This is a genomic window from Paraglaciecola sp. T6c, from assembly GCF_000014225.1.
In the GTDB taxonomy this organism is placed as follows: domain Bacteria; phylum Pseudomonadota; class Gammaproteobacteria; order Enterobacterales; family Alteromonadaceae; genus Paraglaciecola; species Paraglaciecola atlantica_A.
On the sequence record NC_008228.1, the window covers coordinates 112,224 to 131,127 of the forward strand.

17 protein-coding genes are annotated in these 18,904 nt (G+C 46.0%); 11 read left to right on the plus strand and 6 right to left on the minus strand.

What is annotated here, in order from left to right; translation table 11 throughout:
- Nucleotides 1-380 precede the first annotated feature (380 nt).
- Nucleotides 381-1,790: a hypothetical protein gene (locus PATL_RS00530; protein ID WP_011573040.1), complete on the plus strand. Its 1,410-nt coding sequence runs from the start codon at nt 381-383 to the stop codon at nt 1,788-1,790.
- An 86-nt stretch (nt 1,791-1,876) separates the two neighbouring features.
- Here PATL_RS00530 and PATL_RS00535 read toward each other — a convergent pair whose 3' ends face one another.
- A complete protein-coding gene (locus tag PATL_RS00535; protein ID WP_011573041.1) occupies nt 1,877-2,302 on the minus strand; it encodes a MarR family winged helix-turn-helix transcriptional regulator in 426 nt (141 codons plus the stop codon).
- A 129-nt stretch (nt 2,303-2,431) separates the two neighbouring features.
- On the opposite strand from PATL_RS00535, the gene PATL_RS00540 reads away from it, so the two are divergent.
- The 3 genes from PATL_RS00540 to PATL_RS00550 all read left to right on the plus strand — a co-directional run bounded on the left by PATL_RS00540 (nt 2,432) and on the right by PATL_RS00550 (nt 5,546).
- Entirely contained in the window at nt 2,432-2,860 is a 429-nt protein-coding gene (locus PATL_RS00540) for an organic hydroperoxide resistance protein (RefSeq protein ID WP_011573042.1), read from the plus strand.
- A 379-nt stretch (nt 2,861-3,239) separates the two neighbouring features.
- Nucleotides 3,240-4,175, plus strand: a complete 936-nt coding sequence (locus PATL_RS00545) for an AAA family ATPase (RefSeq protein WP_011573043.1) — start codon at nt 3,240-3,242, stop codon at nt 4,173-4,175.
- Complete coding sequence (locus PATL_RS00550) at nt 4,176-5,546, plus strand: vWA domain-containing protein (RefSeq protein ID WP_011573044.1); 1,371 nt, start codon at nt 4,176-4,178, stop codon at nt 5,544-5,546.
- Nucleotides 5,547-5,550: 4 nt separating this feature from the next.
- Here PATL_RS00550 and PATL_RS00555 read toward each other — a convergent pair whose 3' ends face one another.
- Nucleotides 5,551-6,537 (minus strand): GlxA family transcriptional regulator, encoded by a 987-nt coding sequence (locus tag PATL_RS00555; RefSeq protein WP_011573045.1) that lies wholly within the window; start codon nt 6,535-6,537, stop codon nt 5,551-5,553.
- 205 nt (nt 6,538-6,742) lie between these two features.
- On the opposite strand from PATL_RS00555, the gene PATL_RS00560 reads away from it, so the two are divergent.
- Both PATL_RS00560 and PATL_RS00565 read left to right on the plus strand, forming a co-directional pair.
- The gene (locus PATL_RS00560) at nt 6,743-7,924 is read left to right on the plus strand and encodes an acyl-CoA dehydrogenase family protein (RefSeq protein WP_033185221.1); all 1,182 of its coding nucleotides are present in this window, start codon (nt 6,743-6,745) and stop codon (nt 7,922-7,924) included.
- A gap of 2 nt (nt 7,925-7,926) precedes the next feature.
- Nucleotides 7,927-9,066 carry an acyl-CoA dehydrogenase family protein gene (locus tag PATL_RS00565; RefSeq protein ID WP_011573047.1) on the plus strand — a complete coding sequence of 380 codons (1,140 nt, stop codon included), beginning with the start codon at nt 7,927-7,929 and terminating at the stop codon, nt 9,064-9,066.
- A gap of 1,747 nt (nt 9,067-10,813) precedes the next feature.
- On the opposite strand, the gene greB is transcribed toward PATL_RS00565, so the two are convergent.
- Nucleotides 10,814-11,290, minus strand: coding sequence for a transcription elongation factor GreB (gene greB / locus PATL_RS00570; protein ID WP_006993520.1), 477 nt, complete (start codon nt 11,288-11,290; stop codon nt 10,814-10,816).
- Between the two features lie 456 nt (nt 11,291-11,746).
- Nucleotides 11,747-12,496: an FKBP-type peptidyl-prolyl cis-trans isomerase gene (gene fkpA, locus PATL_RS00575; protein WP_011573048.1), complete on the minus strand. Its 750-nt coding sequence runs from the start codon at nt 12,494-12,496 to the stop codon at nt 11,747-11,749.
- A gap of 118 nt (nt 12,497-12,614) precedes the next feature.
- On the opposite strand from fkpA, the gene PATL_RS00580 reads away from it, so the two are divergent.
- Both PATL_RS00580 and PATL_RS00585 read left to right on the plus strand, forming a co-directional pair.
- Nucleotides 12,615-13,589: a WD40 repeat domain-containing protein gene (locus PATL_RS00580; RefSeq protein WP_011573049.1), complete on the plus strand. Its 975-nt coding sequence runs from the start codon at nt 12,615-12,617 to the stop codon at nt 13,587-13,589.
- A gap of 12 nt (nt 13,590-13,601) precedes the next feature.
- Nucleotides 13,602-13,814, plus strand: coding sequence for a SlyX family protein (locus tag PATL_RS00585; protein ID WP_006993524.1), 213 nt, complete (start codon nt 13,602-13,604; stop codon nt 13,812-13,814).
- Nucleotides 13,815-13,853: 39 nt separating this feature from the next.
- Here the strand turns inward: PATL_RS00585 and PATL_RS00590 are convergent, their stop codons facing one another.
- Complete coding sequence (locus PATL_RS00590) at nt 13,854-14,060, minus strand: YheV family putative zinc ribbon protein (RefSeq protein WP_006993525.1); 207 nt, start codon at nt 14,058-14,060, stop codon at nt 13,854-13,856.
- Between the two features lie 79 nt (nt 14,061-14,139).
- On the opposite strand from PATL_RS00590, the gene PATL_RS00595 reads away from it, so the two are divergent.
- Together PATL_RS00595 and PATL_RS00600 are read left to right on the plus strand one after the other, a co-directional pair.
- A complete protein-coding gene (locus PATL_RS00595; protein WP_011573050.1) occupies nt 14,140-16,092 on the plus strand; it encodes an ATP-binding cassette domain-containing protein in 1,953 nt (650 codons plus the stop codon).
- 39 nt (nt 16,093-16,131) lie between these two features.
- Nucleotides 16,132-16,701, plus strand: coding sequence for a GNAT family N-acetyltransferase (locus PATL_RS00600; protein ID WP_011573051.1), 570 nt, complete (start codon nt 16,132-16,134; stop codon nt 16,699-16,701).
- Nucleotides 16,702-16,705: 4 nt separating this feature from the next.
- Here PATL_RS00600 and PATL_RS00605 read toward each other — a convergent pair whose 3' ends face one another.
- On the minus strand, nt 16,706-17,590 hold the full coding sequence (locus PATL_RS00605; protein WP_011573052.1) for a LysR family transcriptional regulator: 885 nt from the start codon (nt 17,588-17,590) through the stop codon (nt 16,706-16,708).
- A 118-nt stretch (nt 17,591-17,708) separates the two neighbouring features.
- Here PATL_RS00605 and PATL_RS00610 point away from each other — a divergent pair, with 118 nt between their 5' ends.
- Nucleotides 17,709-18,815 (plus strand): YeiH family protein, encoded by a 1,107-nt coding sequence (locus PATL_RS00610; protein ID WP_011573053.1) that lies wholly within the window; start codon nt 17,709-17,711, stop codon nt 18,813-18,815.
- Nucleotides 18,816-18,904 lie beyond the last annotated feature (89 nt).

An 18,904-nucleotide genomic window follows, 5' to 3' on the forward strand; every position in this document is an offset into this window, starting at 1 on the left:
CGACAACAGTGGTCAACACGCGACGTGAGAATAGCGCACCATCGTATGGATTTTTAAAGTCTCAAAGCAATTATTTGAGACTAAATGTAAGAGAAGATATCCAATATAAAGTAGGTCAGATGCGTTTAGTTTGGCTGTTAATACTGTAATTCATGTGAGTTACATCCTCTCATACTCGGAAAACTTCTTTGCAATGAGGAAATCCCTGGTCTTAGCCAAGAGTTGGGCTTCAAAGCGACAGTTAGGTAAAGCCAATTATCAATGATGATTTTCACTTAGTGCAGCTTTGAGTCTTAAAACCTGTCGTTTTACTGTTTGTGATTTACTCAATAATTTAATATCCTCGTACATTATCCAGTTGTAATTAAAGGGAATTTTTGATGTTTAAAGGGTCAGTATTATTAGGTGTTGGCATATTGTTAGCGGGCTGTGGTGGTGGCAGTGGTTCATCGAGCACACCGTCAAGTGGCTCAACCGGTGGCGGTACAACACCTGTGGCCAAAAATGTCAGTGCTGCTTTGGAGTATGTAAACGCGTGCGGTATGTCGATCCCTGCAACCGATGCTGCCGTGATTGTTCATAACAATGACATGTCCAACAAAGACGTATTTTTTGCTGATCAAAGCGGAAATGTAACGATTGAAAATAGCCAAGATACCTTAACGCTTTCCGTTGTTTTCCGAGGGCAGTCTGAAGTAGCAGGCGTCAAGCCTGTTCACATGAAGACTTATATTGACCATCCCGCCATTGAACTTGGCACGTTGAAGCATTTTACAAAAGATGCTTCAACGTGTGAATGTCAGACAACAAATGTGGTTGTTAACTTGCCAGATTCTTCACTGTTTCCAAGTTCAAGCTCATTGAGAAATTACAAAAGCATAGGCGGAAAAAGTTCTGATTTTGGCAGGGTTGCCTTCTCTGACGTCGAATATTGTAAAGATCAGGACGATAAATGGCCTGTTCTCACCGCCTTTGTCAAAGTGACTGATGATGAAACTTATGGTGCGGTGCTCGATAATATTAGCGCAGTGAGTGAAGTGGATGCCACCTTGACTGGCCAAGCATTGAGTGTGAATACGAGAGCACCATATAAACAATACAGTGCACGGATAGGGAATGCGCAGCATTTCAGCAATTCCGTTTACAGCTCACAGGAAAGTATTCATTCGTTTAATTCAGACCTGATAGAGCAGCACTATGTGTCGGCTTACTCTATTCAAAATCTGGACAATATCCCTGAAGCTGAGGATGCCTTCGAATTAAGTATTGTAGAAAAAAGAACCCAAGATGTTAATCAAACTTTCGACTTAACACTTCCGATCCTGGATTATCCAGCACTAGGAGCAATATTAGAAGAATCTGGCAGCTACTCTATCACTCACAATCGCGATTTTGACTTCGTTTTCTTAGCCGTAGAAGCCATTCATGATGATAAACCTCTGCTAGATTGGCAGGTGCTGGCGCCTTTATCAGGACGTTCAATCCCGATAGATAATATTGATATTGAGCAATTTATTCCTGAAGCGTCGCTTGATCAATCTGTTGATAGTGTTTTGATAACCCTTGCAGCAGAAGGGTATGATTACATTAATAGCTACGACGAATTTCTCAGAACGGATATTGCACAGCGCAATAGCCAAGCAGAGCCAGAAGAATCGATGTATTACTTTTCGCAGCGCTCGTTCGTCATGTCAGAGCTAGATTTTAGTGCAAAAGCCGCTAAGGTCATCTCAACTGACATGCCTCGGGCAAAATCAACAATAAGTGCTAAAGCTTTGCCTATACGCTAGTACTTTTTCGTTCAAGGCAGCCTTCCATTATCTAATAAGTATGGGGGGCTTGTCATCTAGGTGTAGCCTACCTACTTAAAATATAGTTAAACGGCCACAACCAAATCAAGCAAATCCATTAGCTGTTTACTTTGTGCTGGGGTAATCGCTGCAAATTGACACAATACTTTGTCGGGGACGTCAGTGGCTTTAAGCTTTAACGCTTGGCCTGAGTCACTGAGCTTTATTACCCGTTTTCGTTTGTCTTGCTCGTCTTTAATGATGTTAAGCAGCTCTTTGTCTGCCATCTTTTTCAAAATTTGCGTCATCGCGCCACCATCGATAGCGGTTTGCTCGATGAGTTGGGCGATGGTGATCCCGTCCTTTTCCCATAACGCCATCATCACCACATATTGCGGGTAGGTCAGATTCAGTGCAAGTAAAGGCTCGCGATAGGCACGGGCGATATTATTGGAAGCCATGTACAAGCGATGACATAGCTGATTTTTTAACTGTAAGTTTTCAAACGACATAATTTACCTCGAAGTGCATTTTAATTTGCATGCAAATTATTTGCAAAGAGTATTTATTCGGCCTAATATTTTGCATGCAAAATAAATTCATCGTTTAACTTTACTAAAAACCTCACCGCGGAGAAATTTATGAACGTATTACAAAATGTCGCATACACTGCAAAAGCCACTGCAACAGGGGGCCGTGCTGGTTCAGCAAAATCTGATGATGGTCGTTTAGATGTCACGCTATCGACGCCTAAAGGGTTAGGGGGTGATGACGGGCAGGGCACAAATCCTGAGCAATTATTTGCAGCGGGTTATGCCGCGTGTTTTATCGGCGCGTTAAAAGCGGTGGCCGGCCAAGCCAAAATCGCCTTGCCTAGTGATGTGTACATTAATTCAGAGGTATCTATTGGTGGTATCGAAAATGGTTTTGGTATTGCCGCAAAATTGGCGGTATCACTAGGGGACATGGACAAAAGGCAAGCCCAAGCTTTGGTGGAGAAAGCACATCATGTGTGCCCTTATTCAAATGCTACCCGTGGCAATATCGAAGTGGAAATTTCAGTTATTTAGTACTGCCACGCAGCAATAATAAGCCAGCTTTTTTTAGCTGGCTTAAAAAATATTCGCTATTCTAATCCGTCTTTATGATCATTTAGAGGGTCGTCGTGTTTTAGTCTCGAGGCCATCCAAATACTGCCAAGCACAAACATCGTCACAGGTATTAAAAACCACAGTTGGTCCATAGCGTTATTCCTTATTATCTATTTATGACGCAGCACATTTCCTGTTCAGATTAATGATATTAAGCGGATTTACAACGCTTGTTTCATGTTTACGTTTTGCCTAACTATTAAACTAATTGATTGCGCATCAACAGCCATAACGATTTGCATTTGCCCAAGCCTTACACAAATAATGCCCAATAATTTCCCTAAGACGCTGGATACTCGTGATCATTAAACACCAAGAAAAAATAGCTTCCCCAGAGGTAATTCAACGTCAGTTCGAGGCCTTAGGCTACATTTGCAGCCCCTCTGTGGCGACGGCCATTTACTTAGCGTGTCACTTACAAAAGCCTATCTTGATTGAAGGACCGCCTGGTGTGGGTAAAACCGAGCTCGCTAAAATCACCGCTGCGTATCTCAATGCACCACTTATTCGCATGCAGTGCTATGAAGGGCTGGATGAGTCAAAAGCCTTATACGAGTGGAAGTACGGCAAGCAATTGCTCTACACCCAAGTGCTAAAAGAACAGTTGGGGGATGTGCTTAGGGGCGCGCGGGGATTGGATGAGTCCATCGCTCGATTACATGATTTTGGTGATATTTTTTATTCACAGGATTTTTTAGAGCCCAGGCCCTTGTTACAAGCTTTGCAAAGCGAAGAAGGCGCTGTGTTGCTGGTGGATGAAATTGACAAGGCAGATCAGGAGTTTGAGGCCTTCTTACTTGAGTTACTGTCGGATTATCAAGTGTCTATACCCGAAATTGGCACGGTAAAAGCCTGTTCAACGCCCATCGTGATGTTGACTAGCAACAATACGCGTGAGCTTGGGGATGCGTTGAAACGCCGCTGCTTACACCTGTATATTCCTTTCCCCGACACTGAGCTGGAAAGTCGTATTTTGGCTGCTCAAGTGGATAATTTAGACGCCCAGTTACGAGAGCAAATTGTGGCGCTGATGGCCAAGCTACGCGACATGCCTTTGAAGAAATCCCCCGCGGTTAGCGAAACGATCGATTGGGCAAGGGCGCTACTGCTTTTAAACGTAGAAGAGCTTGACCCGCACTGGGTTAAAGAAACGCTTAACCTACTGTTAAAATTTCAGGATGACATCGAGTTAGTCGAGCCAGAGATCACCAATTTGCTTAAAGGTTTGGCTTAAGTGCGTTTTATCGCTGATTTTATTGGTGCACTGCGTGAAGCGGGTTTGCCTATATCCCCGGCCGAATCGTTAGATGCGATAAAGGCGATTGGGCTGTTGGGGCTTGGGTCGCGAGCAACAGCCAAATCCGTATTGGCGCTCACGCTAGTGAAGCGCCAGCAAGACCAAGCCACGTACCACGAATTGTTTGAGTTGTATTTTGCTAATATCGAAAATGAGAAAGACGGCGACGACGGTACGCTTGAATCGCCAGCAGCGACAGACAAGCAGCAAAAACAAAATCGAGAAAACGCTGAGGCAAAAGGCGGGTCGGTAGCCACTGCTAGCTCTGCATTAGGACAGTTTCTCGCACAACAACAAGATATGGCGTTAGCCATTGCACAAGCGGCGAAAGCCGAAGATCTATCTTCTATTGTTTTCTTTACTCAAAAGAATCACTTCGCTTACAAAATAATGCAACGCCTTGGGGGGGATGAATTAAGCGCTGAACTTCGCGCTACGCCAGATAGCCCAGAACAAAAAAGACTGCAAGATCAACTAACACAGGCCCGTGCACGTTTGCTTGAGCAAGTGAAAGACTATGTAGAGCAGCAATACCTTATTTTCGCTCGGCACAAGGGGGCGAAGTTTCGTGAAGATCACCTACAGCAAGCAAAATTAAGCCAACTTGAGCATACCGATTACGCACTAATGCAGCGCTTAGTGCAAAAGGCGGCGCGCAAACTAGCCACCCAGCACAGCCGTAGGCGCCTAACACGTAAGCGCGGGCAATTGGATGTTCGTAAAACCATTGCGGCAAATGCAGCGTTTGATGGTGCCTTGTTTCACACTCGCTGGAAGGCAACGCGCGTAGAGCGACCTAAAATCATGGTGATTTGTGACGTCAGTGGTTCAGTGAGTCGCGTGGCGCGTTTCTTGTTATTGTTTTTGTATTCACTGCAAGACGTTATCCCCAAAGTACGCTCGTTCGTGTTTGCCTCAGATATGATTGAAGTCACCACGCTATTACAACAAGAAGACATAGAATCTGCACTGGAAAAAATTATGCAACGTTGGGGCGGCCTGTCGACCGATTATGGCAAGGCGCTGGCAGGCTTTCAGGATCAAGCCCTAACCAGTATCGATAAAAAAACCACGGTTATTTTGCTCGGAGATGCACGCAATAACGACGGGGATGGGCGCACCGACATTTGGCAAAAAGTGTATCGCCAAAGTAAACGGGTGCTGTGGCTAAACCCAGAGCAACACAACAGCTGGGACACGGGCGATTCAATCATGTCTGAGTATTCGCCTTGGTGTAGTAGCGTTGAGCCATGCCGTAACCTGAAAGACATTGAAGGTATATTTGGCCGAATTTTAAAGTATTCGTAATACGCTAAGCCTGCGTTTTAGTGTCCGTTGGGCGCAAACGCTGGCGATATTCCCTCGGGGTAACATCTGTCAAAGACTTAAACACCTTCGAAAATGAGCTGATATCCCGATAACCCACACCCATTCCAATGGTTTTAATGCTGTCTTGGGTATTGCCTAAGCGGTGCTTAGCGGCTTCTATTCGCAGTCGTTGTAAATAGCGAGAGGGTAGCTCACCGGTTGCTTTTTGAAATCGGCGAATAAAGGTGCGTCTGCTCATGCCAATTTGATTAGCCAACGCTTGTAGCTCAACGCTTTGGGTAAAATGCTCGTCTAGCCAGTCTTGTGCCCGGTGAATACCCACGTCTCGATGCTGACGAAACCCCGCGATATTGATCAAATTTAAATCATAAGTACGACGACTATCAAAGCTGATGTCTCGGGCCAAGCCAGCAGCAATGGATGCGCCGCAAAACTTCTCAACCAAGTGTAAGCTTAAATCCATCGACGCATTCTGCCCGTTTGAGCTATAAATTCTGGCATGCTCAACACTGGCTTGGTTAGCCTGCCACTGCACCTTTGGGTATCGCAGTTCGAACTCGCGCAAATGTCGCCAATAGGTAGTGGCACGTCCGCCATCTAACAGCCCCGCTTCTGCCGCCCAAAAAATACCGCTGTTAACCCCTGCTATGCGTGCTCCCTTTGCATGCTGTTTAGCCAGCCACGGGGGAATGCTTGGGTATTGCTCGGTAAGATGCTGAAAATCCCCCCAGTAATGGGCCAGCATGATCAGGTTATATGGCTCATCACCAATAACGGCATCACCTTGAATTGACTGCCCGCCATACAGTTGCACTGGCTGGCTATCAGCACTTACCAAATCGCAGTGAAACTGCTGATCTTTGGGGCGGCGCAAATTAACGCTGTGAAATAGCTCCATTGAGCCATACACAGTGGACGCCCAAGCGCCGTTAAAAATCAGTAAGGCTACCCGCCATTTCGCATCTGCCACAGTATTCACTCCGCTTTATTATTTATCCGCCATTGGCTGAGAGCATCATTTTTTGCATACGTGTTATTTGGCACATATGCCAGATTAAGTGGCATTTTACCCTAAGTACAAAAAGAAGGAAGGGGCGTACAGTAGTGGTATGCAGTATTAAAATGCGGTGGCTACTTATTAGCTACAAATGATCAATTGAACGAGGATGCAGCAAGTGGATATTACCTTTTCGGCTGAGGAATTAGCCTTTCGTGACCAAGTGCGCGAATTTTTAGCAGAGAATTGGACCGAAGATTTAGCACGCAGGATCCGTGGTGAAGATGAAGAGTTCAAAGCGGCGCAAATCGAGTGGCAGAACAAACTAAATGACAAAGGCTGGTTAGCCCCAGGCTGGCCAGTAGAGCATGGCGGTGTTGCTTGGTCAGTGACTGAAAACTTCATTTTTGAGACCGAGCGTTCACTTGCAGGCGCCCCTGATGTGGTGCCTTTTGGCCTAAAAATGGTTGCACCGGTTATTTATGGCTTCGGTAACGACGAACAGAAAAAACGCTTTTTACCACGCATTCTTAAAAGCCAAGATTGGTGGTGTCAAGGTTACTCAGAGCCAGGTGCAGGTTCTGATTTAGCCGCACTAAAAACAAAAGCAGAATTAGACGGTGATGATTACATTGTTAACGGCGCTAAGGTGTGGACTACCTACGCCCAATACGCCGACTGGATTTTCTGTCTCGTGCGCACCGACTCATCAGGTAAGCGTCAAGACGGTATCAGTTTCTTACTGATTGATATGAAGAGCCCAGGCATTACCGTGAATAAAATCTCCTCCATTGACGATCATCACAGCTTGAATGAAGTGGTGTTCGACAACGTGCGCGTTCCCGTGGCTAATCGCATCGGCGAGCAAGATAAAGGTTGGACCTACGCCAAAGCCTTGTTAGCACACGAGCGTACTTCGATTGCTGCTGTGGCTGACTCAAAGCGCCGTTTGCGTGACTTGCGCAAGTTACTCAGTGAAGAAATCAGCGGCGGGCGCCCACTGATCGAAGACGTGCAATTCCAAAATCGCTTGTCGAACACAGAAATAGAGTTGATGGCATTGGAATACACCGAGCTTCGCGTTCTGGCGTCAACAGCAGATGGCAAAGGGCCGGGCGTGGAATCTTCGTTGCTAAAAATTAAAGGTACCGAAATTCAACAAGCTATCCAACAGATGTACATGGACTTAGCGGGTTATTACAGCGGTGTGCTACACGGCGATGAAACCGCTGAAAGTATTGGTCACGCCTTTGGTCACGACGCAAGAAAAGCATATATGTACGGACGAGCCGCCACTATCTACGGTGGTTCAAACGAAGTGCAGAAAAACATTACCGCTAAATACGTACTGGGTCTTTAATCATGAATTTTAATTTATCTGAAGAACAAAACATGCTCAAAGACAGCGTTGCGCGCTTTGTGCAAGACGAATACGACTTTGAAGCACGCCGCAGCAATGCCGCCAATGCATTAGGGTTTAATCCTGACAATTGGCAAACTTTCGCAGAGTTGGGTTGGTTGTCTATTCCATTTGAAGAAGCTTACGGTGGTTTTGGTGGTGGTCCCACTGACGTCATGGCCGTTATGGAAGAAATGGGCAAAGGCCTAGTGGTTGAACCGTTTGTGGCAACCGTGCTGATGTTCGGTGGTTTATTGAGTAAAAGCGGCAACGCAGCACTGAAAGATGCGAATATTGAAAAGATCATTGATGGCTCACTGCAAGGCGCATTTGCTTATGTTGAGCGTCAAAGCCGTTTTGAACTAGCGGACGTGAAAACCCAAGCAAAGCGTGACGGTGATGACTTTGTACTTAGCGGTGAAAAAACCGTTGTGTTCAATGGTGCAGCCGCCAACAAGATGATTGTGTCAGCCAGAACCTCAGGCGATCAGTGCGATGAAGCAGGTATCACTCTGTTTTTGATTGATGCAGATGCACCGGGTGTACAACGTACGGCTTACCGCTTAATGGACGGTCAGTTAGTCGCTAACATTAAACTCACCGATGTACGCGTAGCGGCAAACCACGTCGTTGGTGAAGTCGACGATGGTTACCAGCTGATAGATGCTGTGGTTAGCGACGTGACGATTGCCCTGTGTGCAGAAGCTATGGGTATTATGCAAAAGCTCAATACCACCACCATTGAATACACTAAAACGCGTCAACAATTCGGTGTGGCGATCAGTAGCTTTCAAGCGTTGCAACATCGCATGGTGGATATGTTTATGGCGGGCGAACAAGCCAAGTCCATTTTATACCGTGCAGTGTGTGCTGCAGAAAGCGGAGCCGAAGATTTAGCTAAAAATATCGCTGCACTGAAAGTGATGATTGGGCGCAACGGTAAATTGATTGGTGATGAAGCCATTCAATTGCATGGCGGTATGGGGTTAACGGATGAGTTAGATGTAGGCCATTACGTTAAGCGCCTGATGATGATTAACACCACCTTCGGTGATGCAGATTATCAGCAACAGAAGTTTAACCGTTTAGCTTATACAGACTAATGGTTTATTTTTAGAGTCGATATTAAAGCCAGCTGACATAGCTGGCTTCTTTGTTGTTACCGCATGGATTTATAAGCTGCGCTTCGCTTATTCATGGCCTACGGCCAGATAGCACAGCTTCGCTGCGTTATACACTGCGTTATACACTGCGTGTGCTAAGCATTCACGTTGTTCACTATGCGCTTCGCTTATTCATGGCCTACGGCCACTAGAGCATACGCTTCGCGTACCAGCATCCATGCTGGGTATGACAGACCATCCATGGTCAGCCAGTCACTTCTTTCCAACAGCCGAAAGAAGTAACCAAGACAAAATGGTCGGGAACCATTTTGAACATCCGAAGGATGGCCCGTAGGGCAAAGTACAGGACGTACTTTGTAAAGGCCGCCCTCCAGTAAGTCACTTATTCCCTGTGCGTCTCGTCTAACACAGGTCGTGAAAACGCGTTCCCGACGCGGCTTTCACTTGAATTGCATCCATGCAATTAATCCAACGTTAGCCTTCGATGCTCGGTGTGACTTGAGTCGGAAATAAAACATGCGCTACGCTTATTTATGGCCTGCGGGCACTAGAGCATACGCTTCGCTTACCAGCATCCATGCTGGGTATGACAGACCATCCATGGTCAGCCAGTCACTTTTTCAAAAGACGACAAAGTAACCAAAAAGTCTCTTGCTTCAGCAAACTTCCAAAACCGCTAAAAGCCACGCTTTTTTGTCATACCGGCGTGAGAAAACATCTCGGCAACTGCTCCTGCGTTGCTCTACCTTTCTGCATCCTTGCAGATCGCCTGTAAAGCACTTCGCTAACTTAGCTCTTCGAAAAGGTATAATACAAAGCTGAGTTTAAACCCCTCCTTGGTGGCTCTCCCCATAACGGAGTTATAGCTTCGCCATCCATGGCGAATCGTTCACTCGATAGGAGCGATGCTCCTAAAATCCTCGGCTTCATCCTTGTCTGGCCATCTGACAAGCCACGGCTTTTACACGGAAAGTGTGAGTCGCCTATTGATTCGCTACGCTCACTAAAGCATGCGCTTCGTGTACAGAGTAAGATCTTGGAACTACCCTGTATTCCCATAAGTGAAAAGCAAAAAACTGGAAAAATTCAACCTGTATCCTAGGTTACCGATTATGCTAAAAAAGACATGCATTGAAAGACGGAAATTTTCTGGATAATACTAGGGCGTGTTGATCTTTTCTGTTCATTTTTGCAGCGGTCTGTGTACTGTTTAGGCAAGGCGAATGTTTGAAGGTCTAGTGGGCTAAATCAAAAGCATTCAACGCGGTATAAACAGTACACAGGCGCTGCCCGAAGGGGTCGTCATGGAAGTATTTTACTCTTTGTCACAGTCCTTTGACTTAGCCCACTAGGCCCGCAGGACTGTTTCGCGATTAAAACGCTTCCATTTAGACCAAAATTCGTTCAGCAAAGATCAACACGCCCTAATGTTATTTATCTTCAAACCGCAGTTAATAGAGGGAGTCCAATGAATGAGCATTTAGGTTCTTGTCTTTGTGAAACGGTCAGCTTTGCGATAAAAGGAGAGTTTGACAGTTTTTATTTGTGTCGTTGTCACCGACTGCCCAAATTTTTTCAGCCAGCAAAGCTTATTGGGATACTGAGTTAGAGGGAATCATAGTGTTTGAGGGGTTACCGGAGTGAGCAGCCATTACATGACCTAATGATTCAATAATTCATCCGGTAGTTTACAAAAAGGTTCGAGCAAGGAGCGGGTTGTTCGACGCTATTTTTTATATTCAATCGAGGTGACGTACCAGTCTTTGTAGCCGGTGGGGGTTTTGACACTGGCGACATCATCTACTTCTTTCTTGATTAACGCTCTGGCCATGGGGGAGTCGATAGAAATGTAGCCTTTAGCATCGCCGTAGATTTCTTCTGGGCCGACAATGCGAAATTGCTTTGTTTCGCCTTCATCGTTTTCAATCTCTACCCAGGCACCAAAGAATACTTTACCCGCTTGCTGAGGGGAGTAATTAACGATTTGTAGTTCAGGCAGGAGCTTGCGTAGGTAGCGAACGCGTCTGTCGATTTCTCGCAACTTTCGCTTGTTGTATTGGTAATCCGCATTTTCACTTCTGTCACCCAAGCTGGCTGCCCATGTGACGATTTTAGTGATCTCTGGGCGTTGTTTTAGCCACAGTTCATCATGCTCGTCGTTGAGTTTTTTGTAGCCTTCAGGGGTAATGAGTTTTGTTTTCAATGCTTGTCCTTTTAAAACAGATACTTGTATTTAGACGTGAGAAAAATTGCGATATGGTATGCGATTCTCTTAAAGCCAGCAGGAATAAAAACCATTTTGTTAGCGCAATTTATTACAAAAATATGACCTTTGCCAGCTTCTGTTTTTATCGACTTTAGTCTAGTCTTAAGTCATCAAATAGTTAACACGCAGCCGCGATGGTTAGCTGTCTGATTAGATCAAATTTACCCTTATTTTTTGGTGCTAAGGTAGGGCATCTGCAGAGATACAGCATACCAAATTCAAAAAATTACCCGGATATTCTGGGCCAAATAACCCTTTCGAAGGGTAGAAAACCGAGGGAATAAGGTTCAGCAAGGAAAGAGGCTGATGAGTAAAGAAAAAACCGAACATCAATGATGTTCGGTTTTTTTATGTCTGTGCATTTATTACCTATATGGCACTAAACGCGGGGGCTTATTCAGCAGCACCTTCAGCAGAAGCAACATCTAATAGCTCTACTTCAAATACTAGCGTGGAATTAGGCGTAATTTTTCCAGTCGCGCGCTCGCCGTAAGCCAGCTCAGATGGAATGAAGAATTTGAACTTAGAGCCCACTTTCATCAACTGCACACCTTCGGTCCAACCAGGAATGACGCGCGAAAGAGGGAAGGTTGCTGGCTCGCCGCGGCTATAAGATGAGTCAAACTCAGTGCCATCTAGCAATGTGCCTTTGTAATGTACGGTTACAGTGTCTTCAGCAGTAGGAGATGCACCTTCGCCTTCGCTCATGACTTCGTACTGTAAACCTGAATCGGTCACTGTTACGCCTTCACGCTCTGCGTTTTCAGTAAGGAATTTCTCGCCATCAGCAATGTTTGTTTCTGCTTTTGCATCAGAAATAGCTTTTTGCTTTTCACGTGAAGCCGCTTCCATAGCTAATGTAAGCGTTTGAATCTCTTTCATATCAAGCTGAGACTGACCCTGTAGCGCCGCTACAAATCCTTTAACCACTAAGTCTTTATCGAGGTTAACGTCTAGTGCTTCTTGTTCATTCATTTTTTGCTCGATGAACTGTCCCACGCTCGCGCCCATTGCATAAGCTTGCTGCTGTGCTTCTGTTTCAAGCTTTTGCTCTTCAACTTTTAGTAAATCCGTGTCTTGTTGACCACAGGCGGTAAGGCCAATGGCTGAGGTAATTAGAATCGCGATAGCGGTTTTTTTCATTTACTTCTCCCCTGAGATAATATGTGTCGAATACGTGACTTGTGAAGTGTTTCAACTTGATAAAGCGCTTATACTAAACGCCCTGAGTGAAAAGAGAAACCCAATTAGGAACAATCCATTGACCGTCTTGTTACGATTAAGTTTAATTTTATTATTGCTAACTGGCTGTAGCGGGCAATCGTCAACACCAGTAACCTCGTGGCGACATGCTGATGATGGCGCCTATGCCGCTGATATATCAGCGGATGCGTCGCTAGCTGTGGTGTCGAGCGTTACGGGGGGCATAGCGGTTTGGGACCTGAAAAAAAATGAAAAACGCTACACTTGGCAGCACCAAGGCGAGGGAAATAATTTAGTCGCTAATGTACACATCGCTTTTGATAATAGTTATGTGGTGACATCTGACCGTGACGCCTTTGCCCTTTGGAATGTGGCCAGTGGCGAGCCAGAAGGCTTCTGGCGTATCGATGAGTCAAGTATTCGTGATGTGGCGGTATCAAACCAAGGGCGGGGGATACTGGTTGGCCGAGGCAATGGTAAGGTAATGTTTTTTGAGCCCAAAACCGGTCGGCGTTTAGAGTTTTTAGGGCATCAAGAAAAAGTGAACAGTGTGGATTTGTCTCCTAATGGTTTTTACGCCCTTACCGGTGGCAATGATTACACTGCTTATCTGTGGGATACCCGAACAGGTCAGGTTATTCATAGTTTCACCCATTCAAGTCGCGTGACCAAAGTGGCGTTAGACGATGAAGGGCGCTACGGCTTTACCGCCGATAGTAAGCGTGATGCTAGGGTGTGGGACTTAGTCACAGGTGAAGAAGTGAGTAATTTGCATTACCTTGCCCGGCAGAAAATATTCAGCAGCGCCGCGTTTTCACAAGACGGCCAGTACTTGTTAACGGGCTCACCCGCTAAGCGATTAAATTTGTGGCGCGTGACCGATGGAAAAGAAATACAAGAATGGCAGGTGTCACCCAGAGAAGGCAGCCGTCCGCAGACCGCAGTGGTATACGGGGTGGGATTTGCTAAAGACAAACAAATTGTGTCAGAAAGCAGCAGTGGTTTAGCTGAATTTTGGCAAATAAATCAGTAATTAGAGTAGGTTATGCAACACATAGAAGCAGATATAGAGCAGCTACAAATGAAGGTGGCTTTTCAAGAGGACACCATAGAAGAACTAAACAAAGCCTTGATCAAGCAACAGAAGCAACTCGAACTGTTAGAGTTTCAGTTGTCTCATGTCATTAACAAGGTCAAAGAAATTGATGTGCCCAGCGGCGATTCACAAGAAGTTGAACCGCCACCGCCGCATTACTAGAGGCTAAACGATAACTGATTTCTACCAAAGTAAACGCCGTTATTCGGGTTTAAATACGCCAATCACGTTTTCGCTTTGGCGAGAGGCTTGCGTCACTTCTTTATCTGTTTGGGTTTGTTGATAATGGCACTGTACACATTCCATCTTTTCAACATTGTTCTCGAAGTAAAGCATCAGTGTATCCATGCTTTTACATTGAGGGCAGGTGGCCCCAGCGATAAAACGCTTTTTAATTTTCGTCGTCATAATCAAGAGGATTTCTTCGGTCAGTCATCTTGCTATCATACCGCAATCGACCGACTATGTTATCCGTCAATAGGCATTCATGATCCAAATTTCTGATTTATCCCTTATGCGTGGCAACAAAACCTTGCTACATGAAACCAATGCAGTGCTGTACCCAGGGCATAAAGCAGGTCTTATCGGTGCAAATGGCTGTGGAAAATCCAGCTTGTTTGCGCTTATTCGGGGAGAATTACACCCTGAGCAAGGCGAGTGCAATATCCCTAAAGACTGGCAGGTCGTATCCGTTGCCCAGGAAACCCCAGCAGTTGAACGCTCAGCCCTTGATTATGTGATTGACGGCGACAAGCTATACCGCCGCTTACAGGCAGAATTGCGTGCAGCGGAAGACGCCCATGATGGCGTTAAAATCGCCGCGCTACACGGCCAATTAGACCATGCAGGTGCTTACGATATTGAATCCCGCGCGGCCACCATATTAGCGGGCTTAGGTTTTGCGAACGACGCTATTGCCCGTCCGGTCACCGCGTTTTCAGGTGGTTGGCGTATGCGTTTGAACTTGGCGCAAGCACTTTTATGCCATTCAGATTTATTACTGCTTGATGAGCCCACCAACCACTTAGATTTAGACGCTGTCATTTGGCTTGAAAAGTGGTTGCAGCGCTACGCTGGCACCTTGTTACTGATATCTCACGATAAGTCCTTTTTGGATAGCACAGTGAACGAAATTATCAGCGTTGAGCAACAGCAACTGGTTAGCTACACAGGTAACTACGATGCCTTCGAGCGCCAACGTGCAGAGCGCTTGCGCTTACAGAACCTACAGTTTCAGAAGCAACAAGATAAAATTGCCCATTTAGAGTCGTTTATCAATCGTTTCGGTGCTAAAGCGAGCAAGGCCAAGCAGGCTCAAAGTCGTGTGAAGCAACTGGAGAAAATGGAAACCTTATTGCCAGCGCTTGCCGCTTCACAGTTTAGTTTTGAGTTTTTTATGCCGCCCAAATTACCTAACCCACTGGTAAAAATGGAGCAGGTACGACTGGGGTACGACGACACAATTATCTTGGAAAAACTGCATCTCAATTTAGTGCCCGGTAGCCGCATTGGGCTACTTGGTAGAAATGGTGCGGGTAAATCAACGTTAATCAAACTACTTGCTGGGGAAAAAGAGCCCATGCAAGGCATTTACGAAACCTCAGCAGGTTTGCGCATTGGCTATTTTGCTCAGCATCAATTGGAATATTTGCGCGCTGACGACTCAGCTCTCGCCCATATACAGCGCCTCGATCCAAAAGCCACCGAACAAAGTCTGCGGGATTATTTAGGCGGCTTTGGTTTTAGGGGGGATGATGCCCTAGGACGTGTGGCCCCCATGTCGGGGGGGGAAAAAGCGCGCTTAGTGTTGGCGCTAACTGTGTATCAAAAGCCTAACTTGTTGCTACTCGATGAGCCTACCAACCATTTAGACTTAGACATGCGTCATGCACTGAATATGGCCCTTCAGGGGTTTGAAGGGGCAATGGTTTTGGTATCCCATGATAGGTTCTTGCTAACGTCTGTTTGTGATGATTTTTACTTGGTGGATAACCAGCAAGTCACCATGTTTGATGGGGATTTAGATGACTATCGTGATTGGTTGCTAAAATCAGACCGAGAAAAACAATCAGCCGATAAGCTGGCGACAGCTAAAGGTGCTGCTGACAAAGAGGGCGCTGAGAACAAAGAGCCAAAGCTAGATCGTAAAATTATTAAGCGCCTAGAGGCTGAATTTAGGCAAGCGACGCAATCTCTGCGCAAAACGGTGCAAACCCAAGAGAAAAAAATGGCCGAGCTTGAAGCCAAACTTGAAGGTATAGAGCAAAAAATGGCAGACCCAGATATTTACAATGCTGATAAAAAAGCCGAGTTAAAAGTGCTATTAGCGGACCAAGCGAGTTGCAAAGTTGCCCAAGAAGAAGCAGAAATGCTGTGGCTAGATGCCCAAGAGCAAATTGAAGCCAAACAGGCAGAATTTGATGCTCAGGTGACGGGTTAGCTCGCTATGGAAAATCGGTGAATACAGAAGGAGAAAAGGATGTCTCAGCAACTGGAAACTGACAGGCTCATATTGCGAAACTGGAAGGCAAGCGACTATGAGCCATTCTACGCGTTAAATTCTGACCTTGAGGCCATGCGTTATTTTCCTTCCCCCTATACTCGGGCGCAAAGCGATCACTTAGCGGACAAATGCCAATCTTTGATTCAGCGGCGAGGGTGGGGTTTGTGGGCGGTGAGTGAGAAAGAGGATGAGGCGTTTATTGGCTTTGTGGGTTTGCATACGCCAAATGCAAACATGCCGTGCTCCCCTTGTGTTGAGATAGGCTGGCGTCTGCTTCCTCAATATTGGGGTAATGGCTTCGCCACTGAAGGGGCGAAAAAGGCGTTAGAATATGCGTTTAATGAGCTGGGGCTGCCAGAGGTGGTCTCGTTTACTTCAAAAAAGAATCAACCTTCTCGGGCCGTTATGGCGCGAATTGGATTGCAAGATTCACTCAATAACTTTATTCACCCAGATATTGCCCCTGAGCATCCGTTAGCGGAACATGTTTTATATCACATCACCCGAAATGCCTGGCTTGAGCAAACAAGTCAAAGCGGCAAGTGAGCGATTAGTTAACTGCCTGATACAAGATCTGCGCAAAGGCATTAGCTGCCGGTGACGATGGCCGGTCACGGTATTCTAGCTGGTACAAAGGCCGAGACAACAGCTTGCTTTTTTGAGTAGAAATTACCTTTAATTTTTTCAGCGCAAGTAAATCTTCGGTGACAACTTGGGGCAATAACGCCACTCCCATTCCTTGAGTGACGCCACGAGCTATCGCCTCATTACTGCCTAGTTGCATACTGTCATTCACTGCTATGCCTTGTTCGGCCAATAGCGAAAATGACATTTGCCGGGTGCCCGAGCCAGGCTCCCGCAGCAACCAGCGTTGCTCGCTTAGCCATTTTTCTTTGTCATCTGCGGGTTTCAAGGAGCTTGAATACACAATACTCATGGGGTCGTCTTGCCAATGCTGGCTGCTAATGTGTGGGTCGCTTGCACTCCCTTCCACCAATGCAAAGTCAATGGTGCAGGCCAGTAATGCCTGTTCAATTTGCGCGGTATTGGCTACTTGCACTTCTACTTTAATTTTCGGGTATTGTTGATTAAAACGCGCTAAATAAGGCGCTAGCCAGTAACCGGCTATAGTGGTGCTGGCGCCTATAACCAGAGTGCCTTGTTTTAATCCTGTGCGTGCTCTTACGTCCTCAAGTGCCGCTTGTTCAATCGCAAAAATACTGCGGGCATGATTAAACAAGCTCTGCCCACCTTGGGTTAAAGCTAACTTCTTTCCTTTAGCTGCTCGCTCAATGAGTTGCATACCCAGTTGATGTTCAAGCTCTTTGAGTGCTTTTGAAACCGCGGGTTGGCTAATATAAAGCGCCTCAGCCGCTTGGGAGAAACTGCCCAAATGAGCAACGCTATGAAAAACCCTAAGCGCATGTAAATTCATATTAATTAACCTTTAGTTATCAATCTATGATTTATATGTATTGGAGTTATATTTTGACACTGCCTATCATCAAGTCAACTTTTAATCAGGTACTACACCCATCGATAGGAGTAGCTTTATGTTCGGGGCAGTTAAGCGTTTTTTCATTACGGGGCAAGATGGTACCTCAAGCACACGCCATCATTATGGCGATTCACGCTGGTGGTTAGGTTTAGTCTTAGTAACAAGCATCGCGTTTATCGCCACTTATCTGAGTCATGTTTCCTTTGTCCAACATCTTGGATTGAGCGCACTAACCATAGGTATTGTGTTGGGGATTATTGTTGGCAACACGCTATTTTCGCGTATGGCCACGCACACTGATGTAGGCGTAGATTACGCCAAGAGTACCTTATTAAAAGCCGGTGTGGTGTTATTTGGTTTTCGCATTACCTTCGCACAAGTGGCGGGAGTCGGCTGGCAAGGGTTAATTACTGACATCGCCATATTGAGCTTAACTTTTTGGCTGGCAGTGCAACTTGGTAAGCGTGTATTTAAGTTAGACGAGCAAACCACCATTTTGATTGGTGCCGGTAGCGCTATTTGTGGTGCAGCGGCGGTGATGGCTACAGAGCCTGTGGTAAAAGCTCAAGCGCACAAGGTTTCCGTCGCAGTCGCTACCGTGGTGGTGTTTGGCACCTTGAGCATGTTTGTTTATCCCATTGCCCAAGGTTACTTAGGCCTCAGTGAGCATGCATACGGTATTTTCGCTGGTTCAACGATTCACGAAGTGGCGCAAGTCGTGGCGGCAGGCAGTGCTGTTAGCCCTGAAGCCGCTAACGCGGCGGTGATTGAGAAAATGCTCAGGGTGATGATGCTTGCCCCGTTTTTAGTGCTGTTATCGCTGTGGCAAAGCAACAAGCGCGCTACGGGCAAAGTGGTCGACGGAGCTAGCTCACAGGGCGACAGTGGTAAAAGCAACATCATGATCCCCTGGTTTGCCCTACTATTTATTGTTGCCAGTGGGATTAATTCTAGCCAGTTGGTTTCACCTGATATTACCGAGCAAGTTGTGCATTTAGACGGCGTGTTACTTACCATTGCCATGGTGGCGTTAGGGCTGCGAACGCACATAGGCGCAATCCGCCAAGCTGGCGTAAAACCCTTGCTACTAGCAAGCTGTTTGTTTTTGTTCTTAACCCTAGGCGGATATGGGCTGAATTTAGTGATAGCTCAGTGGTTATAACTAATATAACAACGCGTAATTGAACCACTCGCAATATCAAGAACGGACGTTTTACCCAAAGAGTCAGCATTTTATGTCATCCATAAAAC